At 43.1% G+C, this 15,650-nt stretch carries 9 protein-coding genes; all 9 read left to right on the plus strand.

The window, feature by feature from the left end; translation table 11 throughout:
* Positions 1-317 precede the first annotated feature (317 nt).
* The 9 genes from gndA to ugd all read left to right on the plus strand — a co-directional run bounded on the left by gndA (position 318) and on the right by ugd (position 15,631).
* Complete coding sequence (gene gndA, locus ABLU78_RS22725) at positions 318-1,724, plus strand: NADP-dependent phosphogluconate dehydrogenase (protein WP_047036464.1); 1,407 nt, start codon at positions 318-320, stop codon at positions 1,722-1,724.
* Positions 1,725-1,835: 111 nt separating this feature from the next.
* Entirely contained in the window at positions 1,836-2,885 is a 1,050-nt protein-coding gene (locus tag ABLU78_RS22730; protein WP_048229029.1) for a glycosyltransferase family 1 protein, read from the plus strand.
* 306 nt (positions 2,886-3,191) lie between these two features.
* On the plus strand, positions 3,192-5,837 hold the full coding sequence (locus ABLU78_RS22735) for a DUF4214 domain-containing protein (RefSeq protein ID WP_048229028.1): 2,646 nt from the start codon (positions 3,192-3,194) through the stop codon (positions 5,835-5,837).
* A 303-nt stretch (positions 5,838-6,140) separates the two neighbouring features.
* Positions 6,141-7,880, plus strand: a complete 1,740-nt coding sequence (locus tag ABLU78_RS22740; protein WP_045389191.1) for a type I secretion system permease/ATPase — start codon at positions 6,141-6,143, stop codon at positions 7,878-7,880.
* Between the two features lie 82 nt (positions 7,881-7,962).
* Positions 7,963-9,294, plus strand: coding sequence for an HlyD family type I secretion periplasmic adaptor subunit (locus ABLU78_RS22745; RefSeq protein ID WP_045389194.1), 1,332 nt, complete (start codon positions 7,963-7,965; stop codon positions 9,292-9,294).
* A gap of 2 nt (positions 9,295-9,296) precedes the next feature.
* The gene (locus tag ABLU78_RS22750) at positions 9,297-10,676 is read left to right on the plus strand and encodes a TolC family outer membrane protein (protein WP_045389197.1); all 1,380 of its coding nucleotides are present in this window, start codon (positions 9,297-9,299) and stop codon (positions 10,674-10,676) included.
* An 832-nt stretch (positions 10,677-11,508) separates the two neighbouring features.
* Entirely contained in the window at positions 11,509-12,924 is a 1,416-nt protein-coding gene (locus tag ABLU78_RS22755; protein ID WP_048229026.1) for a mannose-1-phosphate guanylyltransferase/mannose-6-phosphate isomerase, read from the plus strand.
* Positions 12,925-12,944: 20 nt separating this feature from the next.
* On the plus strand, positions 12,945-14,315 hold the full coding sequence (gene rfbK / locus ABLU78_RS22760; RefSeq protein ID WP_045389206.1) for an O9 family phosphomannomutase RfbK: 1,371 nt from the start codon (positions 12,945-12,947) through the stop codon (positions 14,313-14,315).
* Positions 14,316-14,464: 149 nt separating this feature from the next.
* Positions 14,465-15,631 carry a UDP-glucose 6-dehydrogenase gene (gene ugd, locus ABLU78_RS22765; protein WP_045389209.1) on the plus strand — a complete coding sequence of 389 codons (1,167 nt, stop codon included), beginning with the start codon at positions 14,465-14,467 and terminating at the stop codon, positions 15,629-15,631.
* The last annotated feature ends 19 nt before the right edge of the window (positions 15,632-15,650 follow it).

Raw genomic sequence — 15,650 nt, forward strand, 5'->3', positions numbered from 1 at the left:
ATTTATGTGATGTGGTTCTGATTAAACGACACATTAAGTGAATTATCAGTAAAACCATATGTTGAATTAGTGATTATGCATGTGTTGTAGAATTTTGAATTGGAACATAATGACCTGATTTATATAGGTCATTGTCTCCTCTTGATATCAATTTATTGATCTAACTTAGATAAAGTGAAGTAGCGTCCATGTTTTTGATGCATTGTTACTTGATACCGGCTCTTTTATACTATGCGCTTCACTAGGTTTGAGCTACCATAATCATTACTTTTAAACTGCGAAAATGTCGCAGTGACCACACCAGACAGGAGTATGTAATGTCCAAGCAACAGATCGGGGTTGTCGGTATGGCTGTGATGGGGCGTAACCTTGCGCTCAACATCGAAAGCCGTGGTTATACCGTCTCTGTTTTCAACCGCTCCCGTGACAAGACCGAAGAAGTCATTGCCCAGAATCCTGGCAAGAAACTGGTCCCGCATTATACCGTGCAGGAGTTTGTTGAATCCCTGGAAACTCCGCGCCGTATATTGTTAATGGTTAAAGCTGGCGCTGGCACAGACAGTGCAATTGACTCCCTAAAACCGTACCTGGACAAAGGCGACATCATTATTGATGGAGGTAATACCTTCTTCCAGGACACTATTCGTCGTAATCGTGAACTCTCCGCAGAAGGTTTTAACTTCATTGGTACCGGCGTTTCTGGTGGTGAAGAGGGCGCACTAAAAGGCCCATCAATCATGCCTGGTGGTCAGAAAGAAGCTTACGAACTTGTTGCACCAATTCTTGAGAAAATCGCTGCTCGTGCGGAAGATGGCGAACCTTGTGTTGCCTATATTGGCGCTGATGGTGCTGGCCACTATGTCAAGATGGTGCATAACGGCATTGAGTATGGCGATATGCAGCTTATTGCGGAAGCATACGCTTTACTAAAAGGTGGTCTGGCTCTTTCTAATGAAGAACTGGCAACAATCTTTACTGAGTGGAACGAAGGTGAGCTCAGCAGCTACCTGATTGATATCACCAAAGACATCTTCACTAAAAAAGATGAAGAAGGTAAATACCTTGTTGATGTGATTCTTGATGAAGCGGCCAACAAAGGTACAGGTAAATGGACCAGCCAGAGCTCACTCGACCTGGGCGAGCCTCTGTCCCTGATTACCGAGTCTGTTTTTGCGCGATACATCTCTTCACTTAAGGACCAGCGTGTTGCAGCGTCTAAAGTCTTGACAGGGCCAAAACCTCAACCGGCTGGTGACAAGACGGAGTTTGTAGAGAAAGTCCGTCGCGCTCTGTATCTGGGCAAAATCGTTTCTTATGCTCAAGGCTTCTCCCAACTACGTGCCGCATCTGATGAGTACAACTGGGACCTGAACTACGGAGAGATTGCCAAAATCTTCCGCGCTGGTTGCATCATCCGAGCCCAGTTCTTGCAGAAGATTACAGATGCTTATGAGCAGAATGCAAGCATCGCTAATCTGCTGTTGGCTCCATACTTCAAACATATTGCTGATGATTATCAGCAGGCACTGCGCGATGTTGTTGCTTATGCTGTGCAGAATGGTATTCCTGTACCCACATTCTCTGCTGCTATTGCTTATTACGACAGCTATCGTTCTGTGGTCTTGCCTGCTAACCTGATTCAAGCTCAGCGTGATTATTTTGGCGCTCATACTTATAAGCGTACTGATAAATCTGGTGTTTTCCATACTGAATGGATTGAATAATATATTCAGTAGCTATGTTTATAAACCCTGCTCTTTTGGCAGGGTTTTTTTGACAATAAAAATAGACTATGCCACTATACGGTCATAATTAATTCTAATGATGGCGATTATATGGTTTATATTAACGGTAGATTTCTTACCCAACCTATAACTGGTGTTCAGCGCTTTGCTTATGAACTATGCCTTCATCTATCTCGCATACGCAAAGATACTGTTCTCCTTGTACCTGCAATGTCACTTATTAAAAAAGATTATATTCTAACAGAATTAAACGTCATTGAATTAAAAGGAGGGAGCGGGCATTATTGGGAGCAAATTACTCTTTCTTTATTTCTGACAAAGAACAACAAAGCGTTGCTAGTTAATCTTTGCAATACAGGGCCTGCCTTTTATAAAAATCAAATAGTAACTCAGCATGACATTTCATATATACGCTTTCCTCATAGTTTTTCAAGAAGGTTCAGGTTTTTCTATTTGTTGTTAACTCCGCTTTTACTTAAAAACTCAAAGGCTATAATAACTGTTAGTGATTTTTCACGAAATGAAATATGCACTTATTATAAAATTGGAAAATCAAAAATATATGTTATTCCAAATGCTGTCGGTCATTTATTTTCGATGGTTAATAATTGTGAGCGTAACAGCGGTGAAGAGTACTATTTAACAGTGTCATCTGTTAATTATCATAAAAATTTGCATGGCTTAGTTAATGCGTTAGTGGAGAGTAATGTTGATATAAAATTAAAAATAATTGGAGGGAAGACGGCAGCATTTAAGAATGTCGATATATGCATTCATGATCCACGAATTATTTTTTTAGGAAGAGTAACAGATGAGGAGCTTGTTACATTATATCAAGGAGCAAAAGCATTTATATTTCCTTCCTTCTATGAAGGGTTTGGTATTCCCCCATTAGAGGCTCAATCTTGTGGTTGCCCTGTGATTTCTTCGGATCGTGCAGCCATGAAAGAAGTGCTAGATAAAAGTGTGTTCTATTTTAACCCTGAAGTTGCCTCCGAGATGATTAATGCCATCAGATTTGTAAATGAAGATAGAATTTTTCGCGAAAAGTTAATAGAAAAAGGAAATGAAAATATAAAAAGATTTTCATGGGCAGAGTCGGCTCGTAAACTTAATACGTTAATTGAAGATTTTTTTTAAATTTAAACCATTATTCAGTAATTGTTTTTCATGTGTGCTGTAGATGTGTAGCTTGTATCCGCATAACCCTCTCATTTCGATCAAAACCCCTCAGTTGCTAAGTGATTGTTAGCATTTCATCCACTTGATTTTATGATGTTTTTTTTTGTTTATTTTTATTTGCGTTTTGCATGTTTATTTTTTGTATCAGCATGTTGACGATATGTGATTTTTGATCTTCTCTTATAGAGCATGTAACAGATATGTGCACGATTTTCTATGGTTGTAGGGGTTAGGGCTAGTTGTAATTTATTTGAGGATATGATTATGGTTGCTCAATTTTTACTCACACAGAAAGAAGTCGCAGCAATACAATATGCCGTATTAGGGAAAAATGCATACACATCTCAAACGGCTTTTGATTCAGTTGCACAAGGTTTTCGCAATGGAACGTTAACTCAAGAACAGTATGTTAGTAATTTACTTACATCATCGGAGGGAAGCGCTTTATATGCTGGTAAAAGCGATCTCGACATTTTAAAATCTATATATACAGTTTTGTATGGTTCACCACCCGCAGACAATATACTTCAGAATAACTTACAAGATAATGGACTTAGTGGCGCGATTTATAGTGCCATCAGTAACTTACTTTTTTATAACAAATTTGATGCTTCGACATTGGCTTCACAGCATAGCCTTGACAACACTCTTAATGGTATGATGTTCGGTGATTACGGGACAAGCACCTGGAATACATGGAGTGTAGCCTTGAGCCAGCAAGAACAACTCATAGCTGCTTATATTTCTATTGCAGGGCGCTCTGTAGATATGAGTGGGTTGAGATACTGGACTAATAAGTTGACTCAACCAGGACAAACGTTTGATTCTGTACTTAAAGCGATTATTGCTGCTCCAGAGTTTCAAAATAAAGGTGCAAATTTATCAGGCGCTGATTTTATTAAGCATGTATATAATGGTGTTTTTGGTGTTCAACCTTCTGACGCTATAGTCACTCAATATTTATCATTAGGTGCCAATAAAACAGCTGTTATTCAGGCTATTATTAATGATCTACGTACTTCAAACTTAACAAATCCAACAGCAGTTACCAGTCAACATGCCTTTGAGTACGAAATTGGAACAGGTTTGCTTTATAAAACTGGCGCGATACTTACAGCTACAGCAGGCGGCGGAAATGCAACAGGTACAGTTAATACTAACACCAGCCACCAGTTAACTAATGCGGAAACTGCTGTCTTAAGCAATGTAATGCTCAGTGCAAATGCTGCTACGACCATTAATTTAAAATTTGCTGACCATTTGGCAGATCTCGAAATTGGTGGCGGTAGCGCGGCTACAGTTAACCTTTCCGACAATGGTGTGAACCCCGGTGTAAACATCACTGTTGACAACGGTAGTATTACTTTAAATGCCAGTTCTGGTGCTGATAAGGTGCTTTTGACTACTGATGCTGTTGTTGCCTCTGCGACTGGTCAGTTTAATCTTGGCACAGGCAATGATTCCCTGAAATGGTTAGGAAATGCGACTTCAGGAACTTTCAATACGGTAAGTACTTCAATTCGGGCAGACGGTGGGGCTGGTGTTGATACTATCTCAGCGAATTTGATCACCAAGAATGTTGTGATGACATCTAGCGGTCTTGGTGGGACAACGAAGACGGCAACTATTACCACTAACACTGCCCAGTTTACTAATTTTGAAAAACTTGATTTGGCTGGATATAAAGGTAAGGCAAATGTCAATTCCGGTTCAACGGCGGCAGATAATACTTTTGATTTCGGTATTTTAACTGGGAAAGCTGTATCGGAATCAAATGTCACAGGGGTTATCAATAATGTTGTACAACCAGCAACATCCACCATCGGCTCGCAAGGGTTTGTACTCTCCGGGCTTGCAAATCAGGTACACGTGATAAATGCTGCCGGTGGCAGCTCAGCGCAACTGGAAGTTACCGGTGATGCGACTGCTGCCAGCAGTGTTGATATCACTTTCCTCAAGGATGCAGTAACCAGTTTTGGTATTAACTTTACCGCAACCAGCAATACTGATGTAAACGCCGGTTCGCTTGCGTTGCATAGCAGCAGTACAACAGACATTTTAGGTAATGTTACTGGGCCACAGTTGACGACTTTAAATATCGCTTCTGGGGGCATTGGTAATTTTAGTAATACCTTGACTCTGGCTGATACCAATACCCAGGTCACAGGGATTAACGTTAGTGGAGATCATGTCCTGAATCTTAACGTTGGTTCAGGTTTTAGTAACATCCATAACGTCAATGCTGCAAGTAATACAGCTGGTCTGAATTTAGACTTGGGTGCCAGCGGTACTGGCGATGGCATTATTGTCCAATTGCTGAAAATTTTGCCATTGAGTGCCGTTACTATTGGCTTACTGGATACAGTGCTGGGTCTGGTAGGACTAGGGCTGAATAAAGGCTATCACATTGATGTTACGGGGACCTCTTCTAGTGATCATTTTGCTGTTCAGGGGAATACAGTTGTTGCTGGCGGTAACGGTGCCAACCAGTATGTCCTCAAATCCAGTACAGTAGATAAAGGTGTCACTGTTTCTGATTTTAACAGTGCAAAAGACACTATCATTGACAATGTTTCTGGCCTGACGATTAATAATGATACCTCTCATACTGCCGTTACTGATTATGGTTACCGTACTTCAGATCAGGTAGATGCATTGTTGGGTACACTGGTCGGCGGTGTGGTAGGTGGTGTTGCTGGTCTGTTGGCTAATATCCTTGGCCTACAAAATGGTTCTTTAACTCAAAAAGTTGGTGTGGCATCAGTTGTCTGGTCCGGACAATCAAACATTGCAGATTCCTACTTGATTATTGATAACAACAATAACCATAACCTGGATTCTTCAGACACAATCGTCTTCCTTTCTGGGCAGAACCATCAACAACTGGTTGATACTTTACATTACGCATAATAATGGCACCTATTTAGTAATTCATTATGTGCGTTAATATATTAAAAGCGGAAAGGGTAACCTTTCCGCTTTTATGTGATGAAGATCTAACTACTTTGCCTTAATTTACCTTGTTTATTATATGCCTTTAAACACTCGAATTCACATCGTTCAAATATTTTTTTTATGAGCTTGCTGTTATCCACTTTTGTTATCTATAGTTAAAGAAAAGTATCAGTCGCCGTTCGTGGTATGGGCAAGAGGACTCTCTCATGCCTGGTCGGGTGTGGGCGGCTCAAGGTGCGTATAGAGTAAGGATAAAAAGTGGAACATTTTATACCGCGAAATGAAATCGCAGATGTAATACGTACCCGCAGTAAAATATTCTGGACGGTCGGCGTTTTCACCGCATTTATCAACATATTGATGTTGGTGCCCTCAATTTACATGCTCCAGGTATATGACCGAGTGCTTCCTTCTGGCAATGAAATCACGCTCTTAATGCTGACGCTGATCATGCTAGGCATGTTTGGGATGATGGCCCTGTTAGAATATGCACGTAGTATGGTCGTTATACGCATCGGCGCTCAGTTGGATATGCGCTTAAATTCGCGTGTATACACCGCAGCTTATGAAGATAATCTTAAGAACAAATCAGCAGACGCCGGGAATATGTTAAATGACTTGACCAATATGCGGCAGTTTATGACCGGAAGCGCTCTTTTCGCTTTTTTCGATGCCCCATGGTTCCCGATATATCTACTGGTAATTTTCCTTTTCAATCCCTGGCTTGGCCTGTTTGCGTTAATTGGTTCGTTGATGTTGGTGGGATTAGCTATTGTCAACGAAATGGTGTCAAAAAAACCTTTGGCTGAAGCCAGCAGGCTGGCTTTGCAATCAGGCAGTCTGGCAAGTACAAATTTGCGTAATGCTGAGGTGATTGAAGCTCTTGGCATGCTACCTAACATAAAGTCCCGTTGGTATAATTTACATCAGAGATTTCTGAATAGTCAGCGTACTGCCAGTGAAAGCGCAACCCGAGTCGCTTCCGTGACAAAATTTGTGCGGCTTTCATTACAATCACTTGTTCTGGGATTGGGGGGGTGGTTGGCAATTGATGGCCATATCACGCCAGGTATGATGATTGCCGGTTCTATTCTTATGGGCAGAACCCTTGCACCGATTGAGCAGGTAATTAACGTTTGGAAAAGCTGGAGTTCAGCCAGACTTTCCTATCAGCGCCTGGTTAAATTACTTGACCAAAACCCACCTCGCGGCACCAATATGTCTTTACCTGCGCCGAAAGGGGAGTTATCCGTCGAGAATGTCTCCGCTACCCCCCCTGGGTCCCAAGGTGAAGCTGTGTTGCATAATGTTTCGTTTGCAATCCAGCCTGGAGATGTCCTTGGCGTTATTGGTCCGAGTGCCTCAGGGAAATCTACTCTTGCACGTCTAATGGTGGGAATTTGGCCAGTAGATGAAGGAATTGTTCGCCTGGATAGCGCTGATATCTATCAGTGGAACAAAGATGAGCTAGGCCCCTATATCGGATATTTACCGCAGGATATTGAATTATTTGCAGGAACAATTGCAGAAAATATCGCGCGCTTCAGTGACATTGACGCTGAAAAAGTGATTGATGCAGCCCGCCTGGCTGGCGTGCATGAACTGATTTTACATTTTCCACATGGGTATGACACTGTCATTGGAAATAGTGGCGCTGGATTGTCAGGTGGACAAAAGCAGCGTATCGGCCTTGCACGTGCTTTGTATGGCGATCCATCTTTGATTGTACTCGATGAACCCAACTCGAACCTCGATGATGCCGGCGAGTTAGCGCTGAATCAGGCAGTGTCTATTCTCAGGCAACGTAATAAAACGGTTGTTTTAATTACCCATCGTACTAATTTGCTGGCTATGACCACTAAGTTATTGTTGCTGGTTAATGGCAAGGTTAGTGCTTTTGGTCCAACTAATCAGGTATTGCAAGCTCTTACCAATGCCCAAAAATCACAGACAGCGCAACAACATGCAGCGCATGCGGTGAACAGCGATATGCATTAAGGCAATATTCCAAAATCACAAATTAACTAAAACGTGAACTTGCCGGCGGATATATCCGTCATAAGCAATCGAAGGAGTTGGTATGTCTGTACAGATCAATATGCCACAGGGAAATAATATCGAACAATCACAGACAGATGAACGCAGGTTTACTCGTCTGGGATGGTTGGTGATCGGCATTGGATTAGCGGGTTTTTTTCTATGGGCGAGCCTGGCACCATTGGATAAGGGAGTGGCATCCCCTGGATCAGTTACGGTCTCTGGTAATCGTAAAACTATTCAGTCTCCTGCGGGAGGAATAGTTAGAAACATAGCCGTGAAAGAGGGTGAAAAAGTTAAGGCCGGTGAGGTTTTAGTACAGATGAGTCAGGTTCAGGCTCAAGCTCAGGTCGATTCCTTACAAGATCAATATTACACAACGCTGGCAACGGCAGGCAGGTTATTAGCAGAAAGGGATAACCTCAGTGAGATTCGCTTTTCCCCTGTTTTTGACACACTCAAAGATAGTCCTCGTGTCGCAGAAATCATAGCCTTGCAAGTTCAGCTTTTTTCTTCTCGACAGCAAGCGCTGCGAAGTGAAATTGATGGTTTCAGGCAGTCCAGTGACGGTATTCGTTTTCAGCTAAAAGGATTGCAAGATTCTCGCATTAACAAACAAATTCAGTTGAGTAGCATCCGTGAACAAATGAGTAGCATGAAGCAACTGGCTGCGGAAGGATATTTACCGAGGAACCGTTACCTGGAAGCACAACGCCAGTTCGCAGAAATTAATAGCAGCATTGATGAAACAATAGGACGAATCGGTCAACTCCAGAAGCAGTTGCTTGAATCACAGCAGCGAATCGAACAACGGTATGCCGATTATCAACGTGAAGTCAGAACACAACTCGCACAAACTCAGATGGATGCCAATGATTTCAAGAATAAGCTGGATATGGCCAAATATGATCTTGGTAACACGTCCATCATTTCTCCTGTAGATGGCACGGTAGTAGGGCTAACTATTTTCACCCAAGGTGGTGTAGTGGGGGCCGGAGAGCATCTGATGGATATCGTCCCAAGCGAAGCATCACTGATCGTCGACTCTCGCCTCAAAGTTGAGATGATTGATAAAGTCTATAAAGGTCTACCTGTTGAGTTGATGTTTACCGCGTTTAATCAGAATAAAACGCCAAAAATACCCGGAACGGTGACGCTGGTATCTGCTGACCGTTTGGTTGATAAGGGGACCGGGGAACCCTTTTACCAGATGCAGGTGACGGTCACGCCAGAAGGGATCAAAATGCTACAAGGCGCTGATATTAAGCCTGGCATGCCAGTAGAAGTATTCGTTAAAACAGGGTCACGTTCATTGCTGAGCTATTTGTTCAAGCCAATTTTAGATCGCGCTCGTACATCATTGACTGAGGAATAATTTTGATTCAGGTTAAACGGCAGATTTATGGTCTGACCATAAGTGCATTGACACTTATGATTTCTGCACCTGTTTATTCGTTAGGAATTTTGGATGCATATTCTTTGGCACTTGAAAAAGATCCAACATTCCAGGCAGCAATTAAAGAAAAAGAGGCAGGGAATGAAACAGAGAACATTGGTCGTGCAGGGCTTTTGCCAAAAGTTTCACTGAATTATCAAAATGCCCCGCGTAACTGGCAAACGCAGCAATATCAGACAAGCGATTTTTTTGGCAATGTCAGTGATGTAACAAAACGGCAACAATACCGTAGCTATGCGGGATCGGTAACATTGACCCAATCCATTTTTGACTATGAAGCATATGCAAAATATAAGTCCGGTGTTGCGCAATCACTAATGGCGGATGAAAAATATCGTGGTAAATACCTGGATTTGGCTGTGAGAGTTATAACTGCCTATGTGGGAGTCGCGTACGCCAAGGACCAAATCGCATTGGCTGAAGCTCAAAAAGAGGCTTATAAAGAGCAACTAGCGTTAAATGATCGCTTAGTTAGCGCCGGAGAGGGGACGGTCACCGATGTTGCTGAAACTCAAGCTCGCTATAGCCTGGCTGAAGCCCAGCTTATTGAAGCCCGGGATGCGTTAGATTCTGCCCAACGTGACCTTGAAGTGATCATTGGCATCCCTCTGGAGCAGCTTGACGAACTGCAGACTCTTCGTGCCGGAAAGTTCCAGATCAGGCCATTACAACCGGCCAGATTTGAAGATTGGCAGCAGATTGCCATGGAGCGAAATCCGTTACTAATGTCATCCCGGCATGGCGTCGATGCCGCCAAATATGAGGTGGAGAGGAACCGGGCGGGTTTTATGCCGCAAGTTCAACTTTATGCCTCGCATTCAGAGAATGATTCCAGCAGCGATAACACGGTTAATCAGAAATACCGAACGGATAGCATTGGCGTGCAGGTCAGTATGCCGATCTATTCTGGCGGAGGTGTGGCTGCATCAACCCGCCAGGCAGCGGCTCGTTATGGTCAGGCAAAGTACGAGCTTGATGCGCAAGTTGGTAATGTTATTAATGATTTACGTAAGCAGTTTAATCTATGTATTAGTAGCCAGGCAAAGCTTCTTGCCTATGATTTTGCGGTTAAGTCAGCCACCACACAGGTGGAGGCAACACGTAAGAGTGTGCTGGCGGGGCAGCGCGTCAACGTTGATGTTTTGAATGCTGAGCAACAACTTTATGGTGCGCAACGGGATCTTGCAGAGGCGAAATATACCTACATCAAAGCGTGGATATCATTGCTCAGCGATTCCGGGACCTTGAATGAAAAAGACATCAGTAGGGCAGCATCATATTTTTCCAGGCCTGTAAACTAAAGGATAAGAATCTACTTTATTGATAATTTTTCTCTTTTTACTCGGCTAACTGATGGGTTAGTCGAGTATGTTGGTGGGGCATTATGTTGTATAAGTGATAGTCATTTTATTGGTATGGTTTTTTCTGGGTTTTCGTATTATTTTTCAGGCATGGAGTAAAGGAAAAGGACTAAATGTATTTTTCTATCATTTTTGGCAGTTGCAGTTATGTGTAATGCTAATATCTTGTTGATGTCCGCATACTTGTCATAATTTTTGTGTATTAGGGTAGTACTAATCTTAAGGTGTATAAGGATATTCGGCTGTATGAATACAAAGGAAAGTATCAAGTTAATTCTTCTTTATTATCATTTCCCACGATTGATACAGGTTCACCCTGATTTTGAATCAATCAGAATCCTCCAATTCCCGCGAAAGTAATACTAATCGATGCGGATGTCTGTTGCATAAGCAACTGTGTAGACAAATGAGAAAGTACTGATGGATTTGAGAAAAAGAAACGGAGAAAGTTGTATCTCCGTATTGACTTTTTATGATTCAAGTTTACCAAATGGGAACTGACTTGTTTGGTAAAAGACCTTGAATTTTATAGGATGAAATCAGTACCCGATTACTACAGGGTGCGCTAAAACAGTATAATGACGTCAGTTCACGGCGTAGGAGTTCTTATGTTCACACGTGGCCGAGTTCAAAGGAGAGACTGTTGGGGATAAGCTGCAATTTTGTCCAGTCTGATTGAGCCAGACAGAGATAACGTACCTGAGGGCCGATGCTCCAGGGCATAGGTTCTTTTGATCAATAGATAACTTTGTTTTTACTTGAGGATTTCAATATGTTGCTTCCTGTAATTATGGCTGGTGGAACGGGTAGCCGTCTATGGCCGATGTCTCGCGAGCTCTATCCGAAGCAGTTTTTGAGGCTCTATGGCCAGAATTCGATGTTACAGGAAACTATCACCCGCTTATCTGGACTTGATACCCAAGAGCCAATGGTTATCTGCAATGAGGAACACCGCTTTCTGGTTGCCGAGCAGTTAAGACAATTAGATAAACTATCCCATAATATCATGCTTGAACCAGTAGGGCGGAATACTGCGCCTGCAATAGCCCTTGCTGCGCTACAAGCGACAAAGAATGGGGACGACCCTCTGCTGCTGGTTCTTGCTGCTGACCATATCATCAATAATGTTCAGGTCTTCCACAATGCCATCCAGGTAGCTCAGAAGTATGCTGAAGTTGGCCACCTCGTGACATTTGGCATCGTACCGGGTTCAGCCGAAACTGGTTATGGCTATATTCAGCGTGGAGATGCTTTAGATGACTCCCAACAGACATCTTATAAAGTAGCTCGATTTGTTGAAAAACCAGATCGTGCCCGCGCTGAAACTTATCTTGCTTCTGGGGATTACTACTGGAACAGCGGGATGTTTATGTTCCGCGCTAAGAAATACCTTTCTGAGTTGGCTAAGTTTCGCCCAGACATTCTTGATTCTTGTAAACAAGCCATCGCTAGTGCGGATGACGGGAATGATTTTATCAGTATAGCTCATGATATTTTCAGCAATTGCCCTGATGAGTCTGTTGATTATGCCGTGATGGAAAAAACATCAGATGCTATTGTCGTGGGCCTGGATGCTGACTGGAATGACGTCGGCTCCTGGTCCGCTCTGTGGGATGTTAGCCCGAAAGATCAGCAGGGCAACGTTTTGACTGGGGACTCTTGGGTGCATAATAGTCAAAACTGTTACATTAATAGTGACGGTCAGTTGGTTGCAGCTATCGGTGTAGAGAATCTGGTTATTATCAGTACAAAAGATGCTGTACTGGTCATGGATAAAGACCGTGCTCAGGATGTAAAGAAAATTGTAGAGCATTTAAAACACAATCAACGTAGTGAATATAAACGCCATCGTGAAATTTATCGCCCATGGGGGCGTAGCGATGTCATCGTACAGACACCACGCTTTAATGTTAATCGGATTACTGTAAAGCCTGGGGGGGCTTTTTCTATGCAAATGCACCATCATCGTGCTGAACATTGGGTTATCCTTTCAGGTACTGGTCAGATCACAGTTAATGGTAAACAATTTTTACTAACGGAAAATCAATCTACCTTCATTCCCATTGGTGCTGAACATTGCCTTGAAAACCCAGGGAAAATTCCGTTAGAAGTTCTGGAGATTCAATCCGGAACTTACCTTGGTGAAGATGATATTATTCGAATTAAAGACCAGTATGGTCGCTGCTAACAATTACTAGGGACTTAAAAATGGCGCAGCTTAACTGCTTTAAAGCATATGATATTCGTGGCGAATTAGGCGATGAACTGAATGAAGATATTGCCTACCGTATCGGGCGTGCTTATGGTGAGTTTTTGAAACCAAAACGTATTGCTGTAGGTGGTGATGTCCGACTTACTAGTGAGTCTTTGAAGCTGGCATTGGCTAATGGCCTGATGGATGCCGGCACTGATGTACTTGATATTGGTCTGAGTGGTACCGAAGAAATCTACTTTGCCACCTTCCATCTTGGGATTGATGGTGGGATTGAAGTGACGGCCAGTCATAATCCAATGAATTACAATGGTATGAAATTGGTGCGTGATAATGCGAAGCCGATTAGTGGTGATACTGGGTTACGTGATATTCAGAGGCTTGCCGAAGAAAATAATTTCCCTCCTGTTGATATTAACCGCCGTGGGACATTGCATAAGATTACCATATTGCAGGAGTACGTCGATCACCTGATGAGCTACGTCGATCTGGCGAACTTCAATCGTCCGCTTAAGCTTGTAGTAAATTCAGGTAATGGTGCGGCAGGTCATGTAATCGATGAAATTGAAAAGCGTTTTATCGCCGCTGGAGCTCCCGTAACTTTTGTTAAAGTACACCATCATCCAGATGGCAACTTCCCTAATGGTATCCCTAATCCTCTTTTGCCTGAGTGTCGTCAGGATACCGCTGATGCGGTTCGTCTGAATAATGCAGATATCGGCATCGCATTTGATGGCGATTTTGACCGTTGCTTTATGTTTGATGATGAGTCCGAATTCATTGAAGGATACTACATTGTCGGTTTACTTGCCGAAGCATTTCTGCAGAAACAACCGGGTGCTAAAATCATTCACGATCCGCGGTTAACATGGAATACAGTCGATATTGTTACCGAGAATGGTGGGATACCAATTATGTCCAAAACAGGACATGCTTTTATTAAAGAGCGGATGCGCCAGGAAGATGCTATTTATGGTGGTGAGATGAGCGCACATCATTATTTCCGCGATTTTGCTTATTGCGATAGTGGCATGATCCCTTGGCTGCTTGTTGCTGAACTATTGTGCCTGAAAAATACTTCCCTGAAAGCGCTGGTGGCCGATCGTCAGGCTGCGTTTCCTGCGTCAGGTGAGATTAACCGTAAGCTGAAGAATGCTCCTGAAGCTATTGCGCTTATTCGCGAGCGATACGAACCTTCCGCAGCGCATGTTGATACTACGGATGGCATTAGCATTGAGTACCCCGATTGGCGTTTTAATCTCCGTAGCTCTAATACTGAACCTGTAGTGCGTCTGAATGTGGAATCGAAAGCCGATACCGTCTTGATGAACAGTAAAACGGAAGAAATCTTAGCTCTTCTGCGCTAGCGATTTATCAGGGACGTAACCATTAATGAGGCTTTCTATTTTTGGTTACGTCTTGACATGCCCTCTGACCGGAGAGTAAAACCGCAAGCAGTTTGATTAATAGTGTGGCCATTCGCTGCCCTCCCGCTAACTGAGTAAAGTGTGAACGAATGAAAATTACAATTTCTGGTATCGGCTATGTTGGTTTATCAAACGGCATCCTGATTGCGCAACACCACGAAGTGGTCGCGCTGGATATCGTACAGTCTAAAGTTGATCTGCTTAACCAGAAGGTATCTCCAATTGTCGATAAAGAAATTCAGGAATACCTGGCAGAAAAGACACTGAATTTCCGTGCGACGACTGACAAGCAGGATGCATACCGCGATGCTGACTATGTCATTATCGCGACACCAACTGACTACGATCCAAAAACTAACTACTTCAATACCTCAACTGTCGAAGCCGTCATTCGCGATGTGACTGAGATTAACCCTGATGCTGTGATGATCATAAAATCGACTATTCCGGTTGGTTTTACTCGTGATATCAAGGAACGACTCGGTATCGACAATGTGATTTTCTCTCCTGAATTTCTGCGTGAAGGTCGGGCGTTATATGACAATTTGCACCCGTCGCGTATTGTTATTGGTGAACGTTCTGAGCGAGCAGAGCGTTTTGCCAATCTTCTGAAAGAAGGGGCGATTAAACAGGATATCCCGACGCTGTTTACCGATTCGACTGAAGCCGAGGCTATCAAGTTGTTCGCCAACACCTATCTTGCGCTGCGTGTTGCCTATTTCAACGAACTTGATAGCTATGCAGAAAGCCAGGGGTTGAACAGCAAGCAAATTATTGAGGGGGTGTGCCTGGATCCGCGTATTGGCGATCACTACAACAACCCGTCATTCGGCTATGGTGGCTACTGTCTGCCGAAAGACACAAAACAGCTTTTGGCTAACTATGAATCCGTACCAAACAATATTATTGGTGCTATTGTCGATGCGAACCGTACTCGTAAAGATTTTATTGCGGACTCCATTCTTGCGCGCAAACCTAAAGTTGTTGGGGTTTATCGCCTGATAATGAAGAGTGGTTCAGATAACTTCCGCGCCTCTTCAATCCAAGGGATTATGAAGCGCATTAAAGCCAAGGGGATCCCGGTAATTATCTATGAACCGGTGATGCAAGAGGATGAGTTCTTCAATTCTCGTGTGGTCCGTGATCTCGATGCCTTCAAGCAAGAAGCCGATGTCATCATTTCCAACCGCATGGCGGAAGAATTATCTGATGTAACCGATAAGGTCTATACCCGCGATCTGTTCGGCAACGATTAGTTACCTCTTGTACTAAGGG

This window comes from Klebsiella sp. JN_Kp122 (assembly GCF_040062085.1).
Taxonomy (GTDB): Bacteria; Pseudomonadota; Gammaproteobacteria; order Enterobacterales; family Enterobacteriaceae; genus Klebsiella; species Klebsiella aerogenes.